Genomic DNA, 20,128 nt, shown 5'->3' with positions numbered 1-20,128 from the left:
GATGCGTCTCTTTCTTGTTGTTCTGGCCGCGATTGTCGGCCTTGCGTGGGGTGGGTCGCCAGCCCGTGCGGCTTGCAGCGACGACCGGCTGGAAATGCGCGGGGATTTCGGCAGCGTCAGGTTCCGGGTGGTGATTGCCGATACCCCTCAGGAACGCGCGCAGGGCCTGATGAACGTGCCGGAAATGCCCCGGATGAGCGGGATGCTGTTCGTCTACGAACGGCCGCAAAGCGTGAGTTTCTGGATGGAGAATACGCTGATCCCGCTCGACATGATCTTTGCAGATGAAACCGGGGTGGTGCGCCGCATCCATGAGAATGCCGTGCCGCTGGATCGCACGCCGATCCCCGGGGGCGAGGGCATACAATATGTGCTCGAGATCAACGGCGGCATGGCGGCGGTTCTGGGCCTGTCGGAGGGTGACGAGATGCGCCACCCCTCGATCGTGCAGGAGGCCGCGGCGTGGCCCTGCGCCGCGGAGTGACGCGAGCGGGCTCGCAGGGCTTTCCAAGGGCGCTTTGGCGCGCTAACAGGGCGCAGTCGGGGCGTAGCGCAGCCTGGTAGCGCGTCTGTTTTGGGTACAGAAGGTCGTGAGTTCGAATCTCGCCGCCCCGACCAATCCCCACTCTGTGCTATCTATCGATGGACATCGCGCACCATCGTATCGCAACATGTTGTGTTTGTGTCCTATCCAACGGCATTCATATGCCGCGGCTGGTGGCGTTGGGGCCTGTGGACAAGCTTCATCCATAGCCTGACCTGCGCGGCTCAAATGGCGCTGTCGCAAGGGAAATCTGCGAGCGGCGCGGGTTCGCGCGATCTGGGGGTGAATCGGGTGCCCGGGCCGGATCGCGGAAACCCTGTGATTGCAACAGAAAAAACAGTTGCGGCAGTCCAAAAAAAGCGTTGACCACTCCCCTCTACCTACGTCAGTTTGTGTAGGCCGACACGCCACCCACTAAATGTGGTGGTGGTTGGCGGGGCCGGGGACCAACCCACCGACATCGCGACAAAGCCCGTGACATCGGGCTGGAACGGGCCACGCGGCGCGATGCGATGGGGTTTGTCCTGGCCACCGGAAAGAACGGTCAGAGCGCCAAGACGCTGGCAGACCGCGGACAGGGAACCGTTGAGCTAACAAGGGGCAGCCGACATGAAGATTGAACGCAGGTTCACGCGGGATGGTGCAGACGTTTACGCCGATCTCGAATTCACCACCACCACCTCCGAGATCCGCAATCCGGACGGGACCGTCGTGTTCAAGCTGGACAACGTCGAGGTTCCCGCGGGCTGGAGCCAGGTCGCGTCCGATGTGATCGCCCAGAAATATTTCCGCAAGGCGGGCGTTCCCGCACGACTCAAGCCGGTGAAGGAAAAGGGTGTGCCCGAATTCCTGTGGCGGCAGGTCGCCGACGAGGCGGCGCTGGAAACGCTGCCCGAGGATGCGCGCTATGTCGGCGAAACCTCGGCCAAGCAGGTGTTCCGTCGTCTGGCGGGCGCATGGGCCTATTGGGGCTGGAAGGGCGGTTATTTCACCGCCGAGAGCGATGCCCGCGCATATTTCGAGGAAATGCAGCTGATGCTGGCGCGCCAGATGGCTGCGCCCAACAGCCCGCAATGGTTTAACACCGGCCTGCACTGGGCCTATGGGATCGACGGCCCGAGCCAGGGGCATTTCTATGTCGACTGGAAGACCGGCAAGCTGACCAAGTCGTCGAGCGCCTATGAGCATCCGCAGCCCCATGCCTGCTTCATCCAGTCCGTCGCGGACGATCTGGTGAACGAGGGTGGCATCATGGACCTGTGGGTCCGCGAGGCGCGCCTGTTCAAATACGGCTCGGGCACGGGCACCAATTTCAGCCATCTGCGCGGCGAAGGCGAGAAGCTGTCGGGCGGCGGAAAGTCGTCGGGCCTGATGGGCTTCCTCAAGATCGGCGATCGGGCGGCCGGCGCGATCAAGTCGGGCGGCACGACGCGCCGCGCGGCCAAGATGGTGATCGTCGATGCCGACCATCCCGATATCGAGGCCTTCATCGACTGGAAGGTGATCGAAGAGCAGAAAGTGGCCAGCCTCGTCGCGGGCTCCAAGACGCACGAGAAGATGCTGAACGCGATCTTTGCAGCCATCGGCGCATGGGATGGCACGGTCGAAGATGCCGTGGAGCCTGCCAAGAACGATGGGCTGAAAAAGGCGATCCGCGCCGCGAAATCGGCCTCGATCCCCGAGACCTACATCAAGCGGGTTCTGGATTACGCCAAGCAGGGCTATACGGGGATCCAATTCCCGACCTACGACACCGACTGGGACAGCGAAGCCTATTCCAGCGTGTCGGGCCAGAATTCCAACAACTCGATCCGCGTCACCGATGCTTTCCTGAAGGCGGTCGAGGACGATGCCGATTGGAACCTCGTCAACCGCGTCGGCGGCAAGGTCGCCAAGACGATCAAGGCGCGCGAGCTGTGGGAAAAGGTCGGTCACGCGGCATGGGCCTGCGCCGATCCGGGCATCCAGTTCCATGACACGGTCAACGCGTGGCACACCTGCCCCGAGGATGGGGCGATCCGCGGCTCGAACCCCTGTTCGGAATACATGTTCCTCGACGATACGGCCTGCAACCTTGCGTCGATGAACCTGCTGACCTTCTACGCGGGCGGCAAGTTCGATGCGGAAAGCTATATCCACGCCTGCCGTCTTTGGACCCTGACGCTGGAAGTCAGCGTGATGATGGCGCAGTTCCCCTCCAAGGAAATCGCGCAGCGGTCCTATGACTTCCGCACGCTGGGTCTGGGCTATGCCAATATCGGCGGCCTGCTGATGAACATGGGCCTGGGCTACGACAGCCCCGAAGGCCGCGCGATGTGCGGGGCGCTGACGGCGGTCATGACCGGCGTATCCTATGCGACCAGCGCGGAAATCGCGTCGGAACTGGGCGCTTTCCCGGGCTTCGCCAAGAACCGCGAGCACATGCTGCGCGTCATTCGCAACCACCGCGCTGCCGCACACGGCAAGACGGATGGCTATGAGGGCGTCAACGTGAACCCCGTGGCGCTCGACCATGCCAATTGCCCCGACCAGACGCTTGTGGCGCTGGCCAAGCAAGCCTGGGACGAGGCGCTGGCGCTGGGTGAGCAGCACGGCTACCGCAACGCTCAGGCGACCGTGATCGCGCCGACCGGCACCATCGGTCTGGTGATGGATTGCGACACGACCGGGATCGAGCCGGATTTCGCACTGGTGAAGTTCAAGAAACTGGCCGGTGGCGGCTATTTCAAGATCATCAACCAGTCGGTTCCGGGCGCGCTGGAGACGCTGGGCTACAGCCCCAGCCAGATCGAGGAGATCGTCGCCTATGCCGTGGGCCATGGCACGTTGGGTCAGGCACCGGGGATCAACCACACCTCGCTGATCGGGCATGGCTTTGGCCGCGCGGAGCTGGAGAAGATCGAGGCGGCGCTGCCGTCGGCCTTCGACATCCGGTTCGTGTTCAACCAGTGGACGCTGGGCGCGGAGTTCTGCACCAAGACGCTGGGCATCCCGGCCGAAAAGCTGAACGATCCGACCTTCGACATGCTGCGCCACCTTGGATTCACCAAGGCGGAGGTCGATGCCGCGAACGATCATGTCTGCGGGACCATGACGCTGGAAGGCGCGCCTTTCCTGAAGACGGAGCATTACCACGTCTTTGACTGCGCCAACCCCTGCGGCAAGAAGGGCAAGCGCTACCTTGGTGTCGACGCGCATATCTACATGATGGCGGCGGCGCAGAGCTTCATCTCGGGGGCGATCTCCAAGACGATCAACATGCCCAATTCCGCGACCATCGAGGATTGCCAGAAGGCTTATGAGCTGTCCTGGTCGCTGGGCGTGAAGGCCAACGCGCTCTATCGGGACGGGTCCAAGCTGTCGCAGCCGCTGGCCTCTGCGCTGGTCGAGGATGACGAGGAAGCCGCCGAAATCCTCGAGACCGGCACCACCATGGAAAAGGCGCAGGTCATCGCCGAGAAGATCGTCGAGAAGATCGTCATCAAGGAGGTCATCAAGGCGCATCGTGAAAAGATGCCCGACCGCCGCAAGGGCTATACCCAGAAGGCGATCGTGGGTGGCCACAAGGTCTATCTGCGGACCGGGGAATATGCCGATGGCAGCCTCGGCGAGATCTTCATCGACATGCACAAGGAAGGCGCCGGTTTCCGGGCGATGATGAACAATTTCGCCATCGCGGTCTCGGTCGGTCTTCAGTACGGCGTGCCGCTGGAGGAATTCGTGGATGCCTTCACCTTCACCAAGTTCGAACCGAGCGGGATGGTGCAGGGCAACGACTCGATCAAGAACGCGACCTCGATCCTCGACTACATCTTCCGCGAGCTGGCGGTGTCCTACCTCGACCGCACCGATCTGGCGCATGTGGCCCCGCAGGGCACGAGCTTCGACGATGTGGGCCGGGGTGCCGAGGAAGGCGTGTCGAACATCCGCGAGGTTCCCGAAAGCCGGGGGTCGACGCCGATCGAAGTGCTCAAGCAGGTCGCATCGACCGGCTATCTGCGCAAGCGCGCGCCGCAGGATCTGCTGGTGTTCCAGGGCGGGGCCGATCCGGTCGCGACGCTGGAGACGCTGATCCCCGAGGTGCGGGGTGCGTCGGGCACGATTGCCGCCGTCGCTTCGACAACGGCAGTCACCACCGGCACGGTCAGCATGGATGCGGCGACGCGGGCCAAGATGCAGGGCTACGAGGGCGAGGCCTGCGGCGAATGCGGCAACTACACGCTGGTCCGGAACGGCACCTGCATGAAGTGCAACACCTGCGGCGGGACCAGTGGGTGCAGCTGAGGAACTGACGCATGGCACGCCGGCCGATCATATCCATTCCTAGAACTGCCCAAATCTATCAAGAGATGCTGTGGGCGAGGCGGGAGCTGTACAAAGATCATCAGTTCTTTGTCATGACAGAGGCTTGGGAAAAGATATGTGAAGAGAACGATGATTGGCAGATTAGAGCTTACCACTCTGATCCGTCAGTCCCGGTAAAGCACAAAGCTGGTGTTGTTTTCTTCAACGGTCGTATGACGCTGACTACTGATCAGAGGCTCTTGGACGATGCGGAGAAGGGGTGTCGGATATCCAACTTCATACTCGCCCATGAACTTGGCCACGTGGCTCTTGGGCACCACGCCACGGGCGCAGTGGTAAAAAACTTTCAATTGTTCGACGGGCCTACTGGCCTGTCGAACCTACCTCCAACGGTCGAAGAATTGGAAGCAAACTATGCGGCGGCATTCTTCCAGTGTGGGGCAGCCCTATCTGACCTCAGGTGGGGTGTTCTCGATCTCGCACGGAGGGCTGCCTCTGACGTTACCTACGTTAAGCACGCACGTTCAGCGGTTTTGTTGCCAGGCTTCCAAGTTGCATTAGACAAGTTGAGCACTCCAAATCCGAGGGTAGTTCTTTGAAGAAATCGGGCGCGCCCCTGTCCCATGTGGGCGCGTCTGACACACGGGGTGGGTGCGCTCGCCCCTGACGCGGATCAGGCCGCAGGCAGAAACTTCGGGCGGAATATCAGAGCCTGATACGCGAAACTTGAACGGGGGGCCTTGGCCCCCCGCTTTTCTTTTGCATCAATGGGTTGTGGCGCGTTCTTCAGGTCGCGGGGCGGAAGGCGAAGCCCTCGGACAGACGTTCCACCCGGCCAATGCCGCCATGGCCGCAATGGAAGCCCACGACCGCCATGTCATCCGCCGTGATCCGGTCAAACAGCGCGAGCCGCGTCTGGGCGGCCATGGCCGGATCCTGATCCGAGCCGGAGATCCAGCCGGGGCGGGCAAAGGCCACGTGATCGTTGCCGATCGCATCGCCGAGGATCATCGCCCTGCCATCGACCGCGAAGGCCAGATGCCCCGGCGTATGGCCGGGGGTGAGGGCGGCGATGACGCCCGGTAGAACCTCGTCCCCGTCGGCGATGCGGGTCATGCGATCCGCGATCACCTCGAGCCGGCGTTGCGCGCCAACGGCAAAAGCCGCGCGTTCCGCGCCGATGCTGGCGACGGTTCCGTCATCCATCCAGTAGTCGAATTCGACCGCCCCCATCATGTGTTCGGCATCGGGAAAGAAGGGTTCGTCGAAATCGTCGAGCACGCCCCAGAGATGGTCGGGATGGCCATGGGTGAAGATCACATGGGTGATGTCGAAGGGGTCGATGCCCGCGGCATCCAGCGCCTCGGGCAGACGGCCCACACCCGGCTGGAAGGCAAGGCCCGAACCCGCGTCGAAGAGTGCGAGCGTATCGCCGCGGCGCAGGAGCGTGACGTTGCAGGGCGGGGTCAGCGCCGCGCCACGGTCGATGCCGAAACCGGAGAGAACCGGCCCAAGCTCTTCCTGCGGCATCGGGCCAAAGATGAAATCGGCGGGCAATTCGAGGTTGCCGTCGCTGAGCGTGATCAATTCGGCATCGCCAAGGGCAAGCGTGGTTTGCGTCCAGCCGCGGCGGGGCAGGGCGCTGGTGGCCAGAAGGGCCGTGCCGGTGGCCATGAGCTGGCGGCGTGTGATCTGCATGGTCTGGGTCTCCTCCCCGTTACGGGGGCGAGCCTAGCGCGGCGAACACATGCAGGAAAGCGGATATGTTCAGGCCGCATCGGCGGAAATCGGCGTCTTGTCGCCGTGTTCACCGAATCGATGCAGGCTTTGGCCATGTGGCTGCATGATGCGGTCACGGACAGGCCGTAAGGCGGAGGGCTCAGGATGCCGGGCGCGGGTCGGGTGATGATCGGGGCGGGATTGGTGGCAGCGGGCGCGCTGTCGGCCTTGTGGGTGCCGCCGGGCCTGCTGGGGGCGCTGGCGCTTTTGGCGCTGCTGCGCATCTGCTGGCTGGAGGACAATATCGTCTCAGACCTGTTCGGGCGGGATCGCCCGCCGCCCGGTTACCGCAACGCCGCCGATCTGCGGCGGTTGCTTATGCTCAGGGTTCTGGGCATCTGGCCGAGGGCCGCGGCGGAGGTTTCCGCGCATCAGGTCGCCACGGCGATGCGGACCGAGGCGCAGGTCTGGGGCTGCCTGTTGATCGCGATGGCGGCGGGGCTGGTGGCGCAGCGGGGTGTGTTCGGGCCGGTGACGAACCTGTGTTTCGGGGCGGTCCTGTTCGCGCTGGCGCTGATGCGGGCCGACAGGCTGACCCTGTCGTTGTTTCATTGCGAGACGGGGCGCGCGCTGCCCGATCACCTTTTGTTGCCTGCGCGCCGCCGCCTATTGGCGGAACGCAAGCGGTAGCGCCGATCAGTCGTCGGCCGTGGTGATCACGGGCTGCATTTGCGCGAGAATGTCATCGGCGAGATGACATTTGATCTGGTGCCCTTCGGCCAGCGTGCGGGTGGGCGGCACCTCGGTCTCGCAGAGGTTTCCCGGCACGTCGGATTTCCAGCGGCACCGGGTCTGGAACGGACAGCCGGACGGCGGGTTCATGGCCGAAGGGATGTCGCCCTCGAGCACGATATGCTGTTTCTGGACCGAGGTGTCGGCGATGGGCACGGCGGACAATAGCGCCTCGGTATAGGGGTGATAGGGCGGGCTGAAGACCTGATCCGTGGTGCCGATCTCGACCACATGGCCCAGATACATGACCATCACCCGGTCGCTGAGATAGCGCACGATGCTGAGATCATGGGAGATGAAGAGAAGCGTGGTTTTCTCGCGGCGCTGGATTTCCATCAACAGATCGGTGACAGCGGCCTGAACCGACACGTCGAGCGCCGAAACGGGTTCATCGGCCACGACGATGCGCGCGCCGCCCGCAAAGGCCCGCGCGATGCCGACGCGCTGTTTCTGTCCGCCCGAGAGCTGGCGCGGCATCCGGTCTGCGAAGGCGCGCGGCAGTTTCACGAGGTCGAGCAGGTCGAGCATCCGGTTGCGGCGATCCTCGTCGCTGTCGCCGATGCCGAAGATTTCCAGCGCGCGGATGATTTGGCGGCCCACGGTCATCGACGGGTTGAGCGTGTCGAACGGGTTCTGGAACACCATCTGGATCGAGGAAATCGTCCGCGTGTCGCGGTTTTCGATCGCGATCTGTTCGATGCGGCGATTGTCGAGAAGGACACTGCCCTCGGTCGCGGTCTCGAGCCCCATCAGGACCTTGGCGAGGGTGGATTTCCCGCAGCCGCTTTCGCCCACGATGGCGAGCGTTTCGCTTTCGCGGGCCTCGAAGCTGAGGGTTTCATTGGCCTTGACCACGCGCGTCTCACCGCCGCCGAACATGGAATTGGCCGCGACCTCGTAATATTTGCGCAGGTTTTCGACCTTGAGGACGACATCGCCGGCCTCTGTCCGTTCCGCCGTTTCGGCCGCTTGCGGCGGGTTCGCCCAGTCGATTTCGTCGTGGCGCAGGCAACGCGTCTGGTGCCGGTCGCCCTGCGGCAGATCGGCCATGAGAATGTCGGTGGCATCGCAGCGCCCGGATTGGAAATATTCGCAACGCGGGCCGAAGTTGCAGCCTTTGGGCCGTTCATGGGGCAGGGGGAAATTGCCGGGGATCGCCACGAGCGGGCGCGTCGTCTTGTCGGCACCCGGCAGCGGGATGGAGCGGAACAGCGCCTGTGTGTAGGGGTGGCGCATGTCGTCGAAGACATCGGCGATCGCGCCGGTTTCGACCGCTTCGCCCGAATACATCACGCAGATGCGGTCGCAGGTTTCCAGCACCAACCCCAGATTGTGGCTGATGAAGAGCATGGAGGTACCGTATTTCCGGCCCAGATCTTTTACAAGATCGACGACCGCCGCCTCGACGGTCACGTCGAGGGCGGTGGTGGGTTCGTCAAGGATCAGAAGCGAGGGTTTTGACATCAACGCCATGGCGATGACGATGCGCTGCTGCTGTCCGCCCGAAAGCTGGTGGGGATAGCTGCGCAGCATCCGTTCGGGATCGGGCAGGCGGACGTCAGTGATGACCTCGAGGGCGCGTTTGCGGGCCTCGTCGCGGGAAATACCCTCGTGGATCATGGGCACTTCCATCAGTTGTTCGCCGATGCGCATGGCCGGGTTCAGCGAGGCCATGGGTTCCTGATAGATCATCGCGATCTCACGGCCGCGGATGGCCCGCAATTCCCGCGCAGAGAGGCTGTTGAGGTCGCGCCCCTTGTACTTGATCGTGCCACCGACCACGCGCCCGTTGACGCCCAGATCCTGCATCACGCCAAGCGCCACGGTGGATTTGCCGCAGCCGCTTTCGCCTACAAGGCCCATCGCTTCGCCCGGCATGACGGTGCAGGAGAAATCCATCACGGCCGGGATTTCGCGGGCGCGGGTGAAGAAGGAGATCGACAGGTTCTCGATCTCGAGGATCGGGCCGTCATAGGCCTCGGGCAGGATGGCGCTGGCGTCGGGGGCTTGGTCGAGCATGGCGTCAGTCCTTCAGGCTTTCTTCGCGCAGGCCGTCCGCGAGCAGGTTAAGGCCAAGAACAAGGCTCATCAGGGCAAGCGCGGGCGGCAGCGCGGGATGGGGGTAGATCGTCAGGAGCCTGCGGCCCTCGTTGATCGTGGACCCCCAATCGGGGCTTTCGGGGCTGACGCCCAGACCGAAGAACCCGAGCGTTCCGAGCAAGATCGTGGTGTAGCCGATGCGCAGGCAGAAATCGACGATCAGGGGGCCACGCGCATTGGGCAGCATTTCCCACAGCATGATATACCACGGGCCTTCACCGCGCGTCTGACCTGCGGCGACGTAATCGCGTGTCTTGATGTCCAGAACGATGCCCCGGACGATGCGGAAGACGGTGGGCGAATTCACGAAGACAACCGAAACGAAGACGATGAGCAGGTTGCCCGGCACGTCGAAGAGATCGAGCACCTCGGGCCAGAGCCGGAACAGCAGCGGCAGTTCCGGGTCTGACGGGTTCGAGATGAGCGAGAGATAGGCCAGACCGCCCAAGATGACCGTCGCGCCCACCAGCAGGTTGCGCCGTGGCGGGTCGGTGCGGAAGCGGGAGTTGAAGAGCACCACCATGAAGATGATGGGGAAGATGAACAGCACCATCGACAGGTAGTTCGGAATGCCTGCGGCCACGATCTCGGGCGTCACCAGAAGGTAGAAGAGCAAGATCACCGGAAAGGCGAGGACGAGATTGGCGAGGAAGGTGATGATCGTGTCGAGCCTGCCGCCGAAATAGCCCGCGGGCAGGCCAAGCGTGATGCCGACCATGAAAGCGAAAAGCGTGGCCAGCGGCGCGATCTTGAGAACTTCGAAGGCGCCGTAGATGACCCGGCTGAACACATCGCGCCCCAAGGCATCACCGCCGAGCAGATACCATGCGTATTGTCCCTCGGCGGGACTGGGAAGCGGGGTGCCCGGAACCTCGTTGCGCATCCCGGAGATGACGCTGATCGCGCCATGGGTGGCGATCATGCCCGAAAAGACGGCGGAAAAGACCCAGAAAATGACGAGACCCAGACCGATCATGCCGATCGGGCTGTCGAAGAGTTTGCCGTAAAGGCCAAGCCTGCGCTTGAGGGCGATGGAGAGACCGAAGAGCAGCGCAAGCGACAGCCAGACAGGGGTGAGCCGCGCGGCGATGCCGCCCAGGATGCCGGTGCGCAGCGGATCGGCAAGGATCATCCCGCCAAGGACATAGCCCAAAACCCCGAGGACGAAGACGAGTGTCGCCACCTTCATCGCGGCGACGGCCAGATCGACAGGTGTGCGGCGGAAGGTAAGTGTGCGGTCGGCATTCACCACCATCTCGCCCGGGCGCAGCCCGGCGAGGCTGAGGGCGAAATTGGCGACGAAGCCCGCGGCGAACAGGGCCGCGCTGAGCGCGAGAACGGGGTTCAGGAAGGGGCCCAGATCACCCGACCATGTGAGCGGTTCCATGGTGCGTCCCTCCTTCAGGTGATCCGGATGCGCGGGTTGAGGAAGACATAGCCGATGTCCGAGATCAGCTGCGTCACCAGCACGACGAGAACGGCGACGATCGAACAGGCCAGCAAGAGCTCGATGTCGTTGTTGGAGGCGGCCTGCACGAGCGTCCAGCCGAAGCCGTTGTAGTTGAACAGTGTTTCCACGATCACCACACCGGTCAGCAGCCACGGAAATTGCAGCATGATCACGGTGAAGGGCGCAATCAGCGCGTTCCGGAGGGCATGTTTGATGACGATGTTGCGGAAACTGACACCTTTGAGGCGCGCGGTGCGGATGTATTGCGCGGTCATCACCTCGGCCATGGAGGCGCGCGTCATCCGCGCGATGTAGCCCATCCCGTAAAGGGCGATGGTCAGGACCGGCAGGGTGAAGTTCCAGAATGTCACGTCATCCATGGCGCTGCGGGCGGACCCGAGAAACAAGGTGCCGCCGTCAAGCCAGCCCCATTCGACCAGCAGGGGCGACAGCCCGATCTGGGAGGAGGCAAGAAGCACGATCAAGATGACGCCCGAGACATATTCGGGCGTGGCGGTCGAGGCGATCGAGAAGGTGGACAGCGACCGGTCGAGCCGCGAGCCCTCGCGCATCCCGGCCAGAACGCCCACCAAGAGCGCCGAGGGCACCATGACGGCAAAGGCCCAGAACATCAGGATCCCGGTCAACTGCAGCCGCCCGCCGATGATATTCGACACTTCGTCGGCGGAGACTGTGGAATAGCCCAGATCGCCCTGCAACAGGCCGCAGAAACGGGGCGCATCTTCTGGGGCTTGGTCGCGCGCGAGGCAGCGCCCGCGCCATTCGCCGGTCACCGGATCCTCGCGCAGCCAGCCGGGCACGACGCCCAACCATTCGCCATAGCGCTGGACCAGCGGCCCGCCATAGCCGTTGCGGTCGAGCCACGAGATCACCTCGGCATCGCTCATGCGGGCGTTGCCTTGGGTCTTGGCCAGCTTTTCGAGATTGGGGGCGAGATTGGTCAGAAAGAAGACCACGAAGGTCAGGCACAATGCCGTAAGGGCCATCACGCCGACCCGGCGGAGGATGAAGAACGCCATCGTTTTTCCCTGTCCTTGCGGCCCGTCTTGCGGGTCTTTTGGAACGGTCCGCCGGGGGCGGGCCATCCTGTCGCTGGGCTGTGAGGGGGGGCGGGCGGGGTGAAACACCCCGCCCGGTCCGGATCAGGCCGAAAGGCCGAGATGGTGGATGTTGATCTCGAACTTCGGATGCATGTCGGCGTTCACGACGCCCGGACGGTAATGCCGGAACAGCGAGCGCCAGTAGGGCACGATGGTCACGGCCTCTTCTTGCATGATCTGTTGCAGGCGGGCCATCACCTCGCGGCGGGCATCGGCATCCTGAATGCCGTTTGCCTGGTCGAGCAGGCTGTCGAATTCCGCGTTGGAAAACGCGGTTTCGTTCCACGCCACGCCCGAGCGATAGGCAAGGTTGAGGATCTGCACACCCAGTTCGCGGTGGTTCCATTCCGTGGCCGAGAACGGGTAGTTCAGCCAGTCGTTCCAGAAGGTGGAGCCCGGCAGAACTTCGCGCGTTACCGTCATGCCCGCGTCGCGCATCTGCGCGGCCACCGCATCGCAGGTGAACCGCCCCAGACCATCATCGAGCGAGATGAGCGTGAAGTCCGTATCGCCGTGTCCCGCTGCCTGAAGACGGGCCATGGCTGCGGCCTTGTCGACGGTCATCGGGGGCAATTCGGCATATTCGGGATGGATCGGGCAGACGTGGTGGTTCTCGCCCGTGGTGCCCTGACCGTTGATGCCGAGTTCCAGCACGACGTTCAGGTCGACGGCTTCAAGGATCGCGCGACGCACCTCGACATTGTCGTAGGGCGCGTTGAGCTGGTTGAAGCGCACCGCCAGCGTTGCGCCGGTCGTGGCATCCGAGCGTTCCCAGCCCACGGCCGAGAATAGATCGACGAATTCACCGACCGTCTGGTAGGTCAGATCGAATTCGCCGGCTTCGGCGGCGGCGAACCAGGCTGCCGGGTCGGTGCCAAGGTCGATGAAGGTCACATCGTCCAGATAGGCATTGCCCCAGTAATTGTGATCGGGGGTGCGTTCCAGCCTGGCCGAGATGCCGACCTGATAATCGGCGAACCGGTAGGCGCCGGTGCCGACGTTGTGATCGAGCGGGTTGGTGCCGATCAGGTCGCGGTGCTGGATGGCGGCGGGGTAGTCGGCCATGCCGGGGACAAGCGTGATGTCCGGGGTGGGCAGGTTGATCTGCACGGTCAGGTCATCGACGACCACGATACCGCCTGCGCGCGCCTGTCCCGTGTCGGCGTCAACCAGCCCGCCCATGCGTGCGGCCATGGAATTGCCCTCGACCGTGCTGTCGCACCATGCGGTGAAGTTGGCTGCCACGTCTTCGGCGGTGAAGGCATCGCCGTTGTTCCAGGTCACGCCGGGGCGCACACGCAGCGTGTACTGGGTGACGTCGGCATTCGTTTCCCAGCCTTCCAGCAACATGCCGCTGAAGCTGCCGTCGCGGTTGTATTCGACGAGATATTCCAGAAGGCCACGGGACACGTTGCCCATCTCGGACCAGTCGTAGGTGCGCGGATCCTTAAGCGCGAGCACGCCTTGCTGGATGCGCAGGCTGCCGCCCATGGAGGGCGTCGCGCGCTGGGCCATCGCGGGCTTGAGCCCGATCAGGCTGTAGGCGGCCGCGGCGCTCAGGCCCAAGGCCGTGGAGCGTACGAGGAATTCGCGGCGGCTCAGTTGCCCCGCCTTGTATTCACGGGCGTACATCTCGGCCGCCGGATGGCTGGTCGGACGTGCGCGTGTCGTGGGTGCGTTCATGTTATCGTCTCTCCCTGTGACGTCATGCTTGGGTCAGGCGGCAAGGCCGCGGCCGATCTTGTCGCCGGTCTGCAACCCCTGGATGACCTGAACGCCATTGCGCAGGGTTTCCCCAAGGTCGTCAATCAGAAGTTGCGAAGCATTGAAGTTCGTTTGCGACATCGACCGGTAGGAAAAACGACGCCACCCTGAGGCGCAACCCCTTTTCGACCCCGGCGCGCGCGAAAAGGCGCTTCTGTCGGTCAAGCGCGGATCTTTGGTGCGCGGAATTCGGACGGGGTGCGCCCGCTGGCCTGCTGGAAGGCACGGGTGAAATAGGCGGCTGAAGAAAAGCCAAGCGTTTCGGCTACTTCGCGCGCGGGCATGTCGGTGTCGCGCAAAAGGCGACGGGCCTCGTACATGATGCGTTCGGTCAAAAGCGCATGGGCGGGGCGGCCCGCGGCCTCGCGGCAGATGCGGCTGAGGTGGGTGGGCGTGACCTGCAGGGCCTCGGCGTAATCGGCGATGCCGCGCCCACTGCGGAACCGGGCTTCCATCATCACGCCGAACAATTCGGCCAGGCGGTGAGTCTTTTCGCGCAGGATGGCCCCTTCGGCGCGTGTCAGTTCGCGTTCCATCCAGGCCGAGACGAGCAGGCCATAGGCCGTGATCGCACGGTCCATCGCGGGGGCCTGTGCCCCCAATTCGCGCTCGATTCGTTCCAGATGGCCGGTCAGGCTGGCCTGAGCCTCGATGCTGGTGATGCGCAGATGAAAGGGATCTGCGGGCAGGCCCAGATCGACATCGGCAGGCAAGCGCAGTTCCAAGCCTTGGATCTGCGCGGGCAATTCGAGCGCCATCTGGCTGCCTGCGGGAACGAAGACGGCGGTGTTGGGGCCATAGCCGCGTGTCACGCAATTGATGGTCACCCGGCCCTGTCCCCGCGTGATCCAGTACAGCCGGTGCAGGGGGCGGCCGTGCAGCAATTCGAGCCGCCACGGCTCCTGCATCCGCATCTTGCCCAGCGAAAGGACACTGTAGGGGGGGCGTGAGTCGCTCATGGGTCGAAAGCTGCGGCGGCGGTCGCAAAATAGCAAGCTTTCCGCAGGCGATTGTCTCGATTTGGCGAAGATCGGCCTGATTTGTGCAAGCCGGGGAAGAAGGTGCCTAAGGCGCGGGCTGTGCGATGCGGGTCCAGCCGCCCATCCGGGCACGAAACCAGGTGCGCTGCCGCTTGGCATATTGGCGGCTTGCGACGATGGCGGCCTCGCGCGCCTCGCCCAGCGTGATCCGGCCCTGGAGATGCGCGATCAGTTCCGGCGCGCCGATGGCCTTGCGCGCGCCGCCCGCCGTCTCCCAGCGGGGCAGGTTGGCGCGGGCCTCGTCCAATGCGCCAGCTGCGAGCATCGCGTCGAAGCGGCGTTCGATGCGCGCGGCGAGCCAGTCGCGGTCGGCGTCGATCAAAAGGGGCAGGGTGGCTTCGAGCGGCAGGGGCGGCGGCCCGGTGTCCGCCTGCCAATCGGACAGCGGGCGACCGGTGGCCTGCCAAACCTCCCATGCCCGGCGCAGGCGCGCGGGGTTTTGCGTGTCGATCCGGGCGAGGATCGTAGGGTCACCCCGTTGCAGATCCGCGATCAGGTCGGCGGGGCCAAGCGCATCGGCCCGCGCACGGATGGACGCAGGCGTCGGCGGGATTTCGGCCAGCCCTTCGGTCAGTGCGCGGAAATAGAGCCCGGTGCCGCCCACGATGATCGGGCGCTCTGACCCGGACAGGAGAGGCAGGACGGCGCGCAGCCAATCCCCGACGGAATAATCGTCGTCGAAGGGGACGTGACCGTAAAGCGCATGGGGCGCGCGCGCCTCTTCCTCGGGGCTCGGGCGCGCGGTCAGGATGCGCCAGCCCTCATAGACCTGAAGCGCATCGGCATTGACGATCACGCCGCCGCCCGCCTCGGCGATCGCAAGAGCCAGCGCGGATTTGCCCGAGGCTGTCGGCCCTGCGATCAGGACCGGCATTGATGGGGGGATGGCGGCGGGGTCGATCATGCGTCTCGATCTGGCGGGCTGCCGCAGCGTCAGGCTGCAGGACAGGCGGCGGAAGGGGCGTTGAACACCGCCCGCTTTTAGCCCATGGTCCGCCCCGCGCAACCGCCATCCCAACTGCCCCGAGGAGACCCAGATGCCGGACGAAACCGAGACCTCGTTCGCGCCGCTCTACAGCCGCGTCATGCTCAAGATTTCCGGCGAAGCCCTGATGGGTGACCAGGGATTCGGCCTGCATCCGCCGACCGTGGAGCGTATCGCGCGCGAAGTGAAATCGGTGCACGACCTCGGCGTCGAGATCTGCATGGTGATCGGCGGGGGCAACATTTTTCGCGGGCTTCAGGGCTCGGCGCAGGGGATGGAACGCACCACCGCCGATTACATGGGGATGCTGGCGACCGTGATGAACGCGCTGGCGATGCAATCGGCGCTGGAGGGGATCGGGGTTTTCACCCGCGTTATCAGCGCCATCACCATGAACGAGGTGGCAGAGCCCTATATCCGCCGCCGCGCCGTGCGCCACCTTGAGAAAAAGCGCGTCTGCATTTTCGCGGCAGGCACCGGCAACCCGTATTTCACCACCGACACGGCGGCGACGCTGCGCGCGTCCGAAATGAATTGTCAGGCGATCTTCAAGGGTACCAAGGTGGACGGGGTCTATGACAAGGATCCCAAGAAACATGCCGATGCCAAGCGTTACGAGACGGTCACCTATGACGAGGTTCTGGCGCAGCACCTTGGCGTCATGGATGCGTCCGCCATCGCGCTAGCGCGCGAAAACGACCTGCCGATCATCGTCTTCAGCCTTGATGAGCCCGGCGGGTTCAAGGGCATTCTGGCGGGCCAAGGCACCTACACACGCGTCTCCTGACGGGCGGGCCGCGCACTTCGGTTCTGGAAACCGGGGACGTGGCGCGCTATCACCGCCGCAAAAGGACCGAACGAAGGGCTATCCCCCATGGCAGACGACGATCTGGATATCGACCTTGATGACCTGACGCGCCGAATGGAAGGCGCGCTTGCCGCGTTGCGCACGGAATTCGCCTCGTTGAGGACGGGCCGCGCCTCGGCCTCGATGCTGGAGCCGGTGATGGTCGACGCTTATGGCCAGCCGACGCCGATCAACCAAGTGGGTACCGTGAACGTGCCGGAATCGCGTATGGTCACGATCAACGTTTGGGACAAGGCGCTGGTCGGCAAGGTGGAAAAGGCGATCCGCGAAAGCGGGCTCGGCATCAACCCGCAGCTCAACGGCACGATCATCATGCTGCCGATCCCCGAGTTGAATGAAGAACGCCGTACCCAGCTGACCAAGGTGGCCGCGCAATATGCCGAGCACGCGCGCGTCTCGATCCGCAACGTGCGGCGCGACGGCATGGACCAGATCAAGAAGGCCAAGGCGCAGGGCATGTCCGAGGATGACCAAAAGCTGTGGGAAACCGAGGTGCAGGAGCTGACGAACGCCCATATAGCCAAGGTCGATGCCGCGCTGGAAACCAAGCAGGCCGAGATCATGCAGGTCTGAAAAGACCAGCCCGGCAGCGTTGCCGCCCGGTCGCACCCCGTCGGGGATTGCCAGGCGGGCATTGCGCGGGCGCAAGGCTCGGGCAATCTTGCTCTGACGCAGGGTGGCGAGGCGTGGATCATCCCCACCGACGCAGAACGTATCCATGAGGACAGCCCCGTGACATCGGACAATCGGACCCCCGCCCATGTGGCGATCATCATGGACGGGAACGGGCGCTGGGCACAGTTGCGTGGACGGCCGCGCCTCTTCGGGCATCACGAGGGCGCAAAGCGCGTCAAGGAAATCGTCCGGGCCTGCCCGGAACTTGGGGTTGATTACCTGACGGTCTTTGCCTTTTCGACAGAGAATTGGAAACGGACGCAGGCCGAGGTGGCCGGCCTGATGCGCCTGTTCAAACGCTACATCCGCCGCGAGGCCAGCAACCTGCACAAGGAAAACGTGCGGGTGCGCTTCATCGGGGACCGGATCCGGCTGGAACCCGCGCTGGTCGACCTGATGGACGGGCTGGAGCTGATGACGGCGGGCAATACCGGCACCAACCTCACCATCGCGCTGAATTACGGCGGCCGTGATGAGGTGACCCGTGCCGCCCGTCGCCTTGCCCACGACGTGAAGGCGGGCAATCTCGATCCGCGCCAGATCAACGACGAGACCTTTCCCCGCTATCTTGACACCCATGTGCTGCCCGATCCCGATCTGGTGATCCGCACGAGCGGCGAGGCGCGCATCTCGAATTTCCTCCTGTGGCAATCGGCCTATTCGGAATACGAGTTCATCGACACGCTCTGGCCCGATTTCACGGCAAAGGTCTTTGCCGAGGTGTTGGCGCGGTTCGGCCTGCGCGAGCGCCGGTTCGGCGCGGTCAAGGCCTGAGCCCGTCGTGGCCCTGACCCGCGGCAGTTTCGGCGACCTTGCCACCCGGATGCTCACCGGGTTGGTGCTGGCGGTGGTCGGTCTGACGGCAGTCTGGGCAGGGGGATGGTGGTTTACCGGCCTTGTCCTCGTGATCGTCGCGACGCTGGTCTGGGAACTGGTGCGCATGCTCGGTGGCGGGCCGAAACGCGCGCTGGTCCTGGGCGGGTTGGCGGCGCTTGCGATCCTCTCCTCCAAGTTGTTGCCGCCGGGTATCGCCTTGCCGCTGATGCTGCTTGTCGGGATCGCGGGCATCGGCGTGCTGGAGCGCAACCGCACGCTCTACGTCGTGATGACCACCGTGATCATGCTGGCGGGTTTTGGTCTGATCCTGCACCGCGACGAATTCGGCCTGACATGGATGTTGTGGCTGGTGCTGTTGGTGGCTGCGACCGATATCCTTGGATATTTCGCGGGGCGTATTCTTGGCGGGCCGAAATTCTGGCCGCGCGTGAGCCCCAAGAAGACGTGGTCTGGCACCATCGCCGGATGGGTCGGGGCGGCGCTGATCGGCTGGGCCTTCATGTCCCTGACCGGCTCGGGCGTCGAACTGGTGGGGATTTCGGTCGCGCTGAGCATGGCGAGCCAGATGGGCGATATCGCGGAATCCGCCGTCAAGCGGCGCATGGGGGTCAAGGACAGCTCGAACCTTTTGCCGGGGCATGGCGGGGTCTATGACCGGTTCGATGGGCTTCTTGGTGCGGCCTTCCTGCTGGTCATCGTCGAAAGCCTGACGGCCTTTCCGCCGCCCCCGGTCTGAGATAGCAATCGCCATATGCGCAGCGTCAGCATCTTCGGGGCCACGGGGTCCATCGGGCAGAACACCGTCGACCTGATCGCGCGCGCGCCGGGCGAGTACCGGGTCGTGGCCCTGACCGGGGCAGGCAATATCGCGCGGCTCGCGGGTGATGCGATCCGGCTCGGGGCGGAGATCGCGGTCACCGCCGATGACGCCCGGCTTGACGATCTTCGCGCGGCGCTGGCCGGCACCGGCATCGCGGCGGCGGCAGGCGAGGCTGCGCTTGTCGAGGCGGCCGATCGCCCCGCCGACTGGGTCATGTCGGCCATCGTCGGTGCGGCGGGCCTTGCGCCGGGGTTCCGGGCATTGCGCCATGGCACGACGCTGGCGCTTGCCAACAAGGAAAGTCTGGTCACGGCAGGCCCTTTGCTGATGCAGGAAGCGCGCGACCACGGCGCGACCATCCTGCCTGTCGATAGTGAGCATTCGGCCGTCTTTCAGGCGCTTGTGGGCGAAGACATGGCGGCCGTCGAACGCATCATCATCACTGCCTCGGGCGGTGGGTTGCGTGACTGGCCGATCGAGGCACTGACTAAGGCGACCGTTGCCGACGCCGGCGCGCATCCCAACTGGGCCATGGGCCAGCGCATCACCATCGACAGCGCCTCCATGTTCAACAAGGGCATGGAACTGATCGAGACCAAGGAATTCTTCGGTGTCGCGCCCGACAAGATCGAGGCGGTGATCCATCCGCAATCCATCGTTCACGCACTGGTGGGCTTTGTCGACGGGGCGCTGATGGCGCATCTGGGTGCGCCCGACATGCGCCATGCCATCGGCTATGCGCTGCATTGGCCGGACCGACGCGATCTGCCGGTGTCGCGGATCGATCTGGCGCAGGTGGCGACGCTGGAATTTCGCGCACCCGATCCCGCGCGTTATCCCGCGCTGGCGCTGGCACGTGCGGTGATGGAAACCGGCGGCCGGTCGGGCGCAGTGTTCAACGCCGCCAAGGAGATCGCGCTGGACGGTTTCATCGCCGGGCGCATCGGGTTCATGCAGATGGCCGAGGTGGTGGAGCGGACGCTCGACACGATTTCACCTCAGCTTCGCCTGTCTTCGCCCCTGTCAAGCCTTGAGGATGTCCTAGATACCGACCAGATGGCCCGTCAGATGGCCACGACCCAGATCGCGCAGATGGAGAAGACCTGAC

General features: G+C 64.2%; 16 protein-coding genes and 1 tRNA gene. 10 read left to right on the top strand and 7 right to left on the bottom strand.

Going from position 1 to position 20,128, the window contains the following annotated elements:
* Position 1: 1 nt before the first annotated feature.
* The 4 genes from QQK63_RS11740 (at position 2) to QQK63_RS11725 (ending at position 5,448) form a co-directional block, all read left to right on the top strand.
* The gene (locus QQK63_RS11740) at positions 2 to 484 is read left to right on the top strand and encodes a DUF192 domain-containing protein (protein ID WP_277822978.1); all 483 of its coding nucleotides are present in this window, start codon (positions 2 to 4) and stop codon (positions 482 to 484) included.
* A 57-nt stretch (positions 485 to 541) separates the two neighbouring features.
* Positions 542 to 618, top strand: a tRNA-Pro gene (locus tag QQK63_RS11735).
* A gap of 535 nt (positions 619 to 1,153) precedes the next feature.
* On the top strand, positions 1,154 to 4,828 hold the full coding sequence (locus QQK63_RS11730) for a vitamin B12-dependent ribonucleotide reductase (protein ID WP_277822976.1): 3,675 nt from the start codon (positions 1,154 to 1,156) through the stop codon (positions 4,826 to 4,828).
* Between the two features lie 11 nt (positions 4,829 to 4,839).
* Complete coding sequence (locus QQK63_RS11725; RefSeq protein WP_277822974.1) at positions 4,840 to 5,448, top strand: ImmA/IrrE family metallo-endopeptidase; 609 nt, start codon at positions 4,840 to 4,842, stop codon at positions 5,446 to 5,448.
* Between the two features lie 187 nt (positions 5,449 to 5,635).
* Here QQK63_RS11725 and QQK63_RS11720 read toward each other — a convergent pair whose 3' ends face one another.
* Positions 5,636 to 6,547, bottom strand: coding sequence for an MBL fold metallo-hydrolase (locus QQK63_RS11720; protein ID WP_277822972.1), 912 nt, complete (start codon positions 6,545 to 6,547; stop codon positions 5,636 to 5,638).
* 186 nt (positions 6,548 to 6,733) lie between these two features.
* Between QQK63_RS11720 and QQK63_RS11715 the strand changes: the two genes are divergently transcribed.
* A complete protein-coding gene (locus tag QQK63_RS11715) occupies positions 6,734 to 7,258 on the top strand; it encodes a hypothetical protein (RefSeq protein WP_277822970.1) in 525 nt (174 codons plus the stop codon).
* Positions 7,259 to 7,264: 6 nt separating this feature from the next.
* Here QQK63_RS11715 and QQK63_RS11710 read toward each other — a convergent pair whose 3' ends face one another.
* The 6 genes from QQK63_RS11710 to miaA form a co-directional block, all read right to left on the bottom strand.
* A complete protein-coding gene (locus tag QQK63_RS11710; RefSeq protein ID WP_277822968.1) occupies positions 7,265 to 9,379 on the bottom strand; it encodes an ABC transporter ATP-binding protein in 2,115 nt (704 codons plus the stop codon).
* 4 nt (positions 9,380 to 9,383) lie between these two features.
* Positions 9,384 to 10,847 (bottom strand): ABC transporter permease, encoded by a 1,464-nt coding sequence (locus tag QQK63_RS11705; RefSeq protein ID WP_277822966.1) that lies wholly within the window; start codon positions 10,845 to 10,847, stop codon positions 9,384 to 9,386.
* A gap of 14 nt (positions 10,848 to 10,861) precedes the next feature.
* Positions 10,862 to 11,950: an ABC transporter permease gene (locus tag QQK63_RS11700; RefSeq protein WP_277822964.1), complete on the bottom strand. Its 1,089-nt coding sequence runs from the start codon at positions 11,948 to 11,950 to the stop codon at positions 10,862 to 10,864.
* Positions 11,951 to 12,073: 123 nt separating this feature from the next.
* Positions 12,074 to 13,714, bottom strand: coding sequence for an ABC transporter substrate-binding protein (locus QQK63_RS11695; protein ID WP_277822962.1), 1,641 nt, complete (start codon positions 13,712 to 13,714; stop codon positions 12,074 to 12,076).
* A gap of 242 nt (positions 13,715 to 13,956) precedes the next feature.
* On the bottom strand, positions 13,957 to 14,754 hold the full coding sequence (locus QQK63_RS11690) for a helix-turn-helix transcriptional regulator (protein ID WP_277822958.1): 798 nt from the start codon (positions 14,752 to 14,754) through the stop codon (positions 13,957 to 13,959).
* A gap of 106 nt (positions 14,755 to 14,860) precedes the next feature.
* Complete coding sequence (gene miaA, locus QQK63_RS11685; RefSeq protein WP_277822956.1) at positions 14,861 to 15,739, bottom strand: tRNA (adenosine(37)-N6)-dimethylallyltransferase MiaA; 879 nt, start codon at positions 15,737 to 15,739, stop codon at positions 14,861 to 14,863.
* A 133-nt stretch (positions 15,740 to 15,872) separates the two neighbouring features.
* Here miaA and pyrH point away from each other — a divergent pair, with 133 nt between their 5' ends.
* The 5 genes from pyrH (at position 15,873) to dxr (ending at position 20,127) form a co-directional block, all read left to right on the top strand.
* A complete protein-coding gene (gene pyrH, locus QQK63_RS11680; RefSeq protein ID WP_277822954.1) occupies positions 15,873 to 16,607 on the top strand; it encodes a UMP kinase in 735 nt (244 codons plus the stop codon).
* 87 nt (positions 16,608 to 16,694) lie between these two features.
* On the top strand, positions 16,695 to 17,261 hold the full coding sequence (gene frr / locus QQK63_RS11675) for a ribosome recycling factor (protein ID WP_277822952.1): 567 nt from the start codon (positions 16,695 to 16,697) through the stop codon (positions 17,259 to 17,261).
* Positions 17,262 to 17,420: 159 nt separating this feature from the next.
* On the top strand, positions 17,421 to 18,137 hold the full coding sequence (gene uppS / locus QQK63_RS11670; RefSeq protein ID WP_277822950.1) for an undecaprenyl pyrophosphate synthase: 717 nt from the start codon (positions 17,421 to 17,423) through the stop codon (positions 18,135 to 18,137).
* Between the two features lie 7 nt (positions 18,138 to 18,144).
* Positions 18,145 to 18,936, top strand: a complete 792-nt coding sequence (locus QQK63_RS11665; RefSeq protein WP_336618787.1) for a phosphatidate cytidylyltransferase — start codon at positions 18,145 to 18,147, stop codon at positions 18,934 to 18,936.
* Between the two features lie 15 nt (positions 18,937 to 18,951).
* Positions 18,952 to 20,127, top strand: a complete 1,176-nt coding sequence (dxr, locus tag QQK63_RS11660) for a 1-deoxy-D-xylulose-5-phosphate reductoisomerase (RefSeq protein WP_277822948.1) — start codon at positions 18,952 to 18,954, stop codon at positions 20,125 to 20,127.
* Position 20,128: the final 1 nt, after the last annotated feature.

The organism is Roseicyclus marinus, from assembly GCF_030163795.1.
In the GTDB taxonomy this organism is placed as follows: domain Bacteria; phylum Pseudomonadota; class Alphaproteobacteria; order Rhodobacterales; family Rhodobacteraceae; genus Roseicyclus; species Roseicyclus marinus.
The sequence above is the reverse complement of the archived record's forward strand: the minus strand, read 5'-3'. Positions and strand labels throughout refer to the sequence as shown.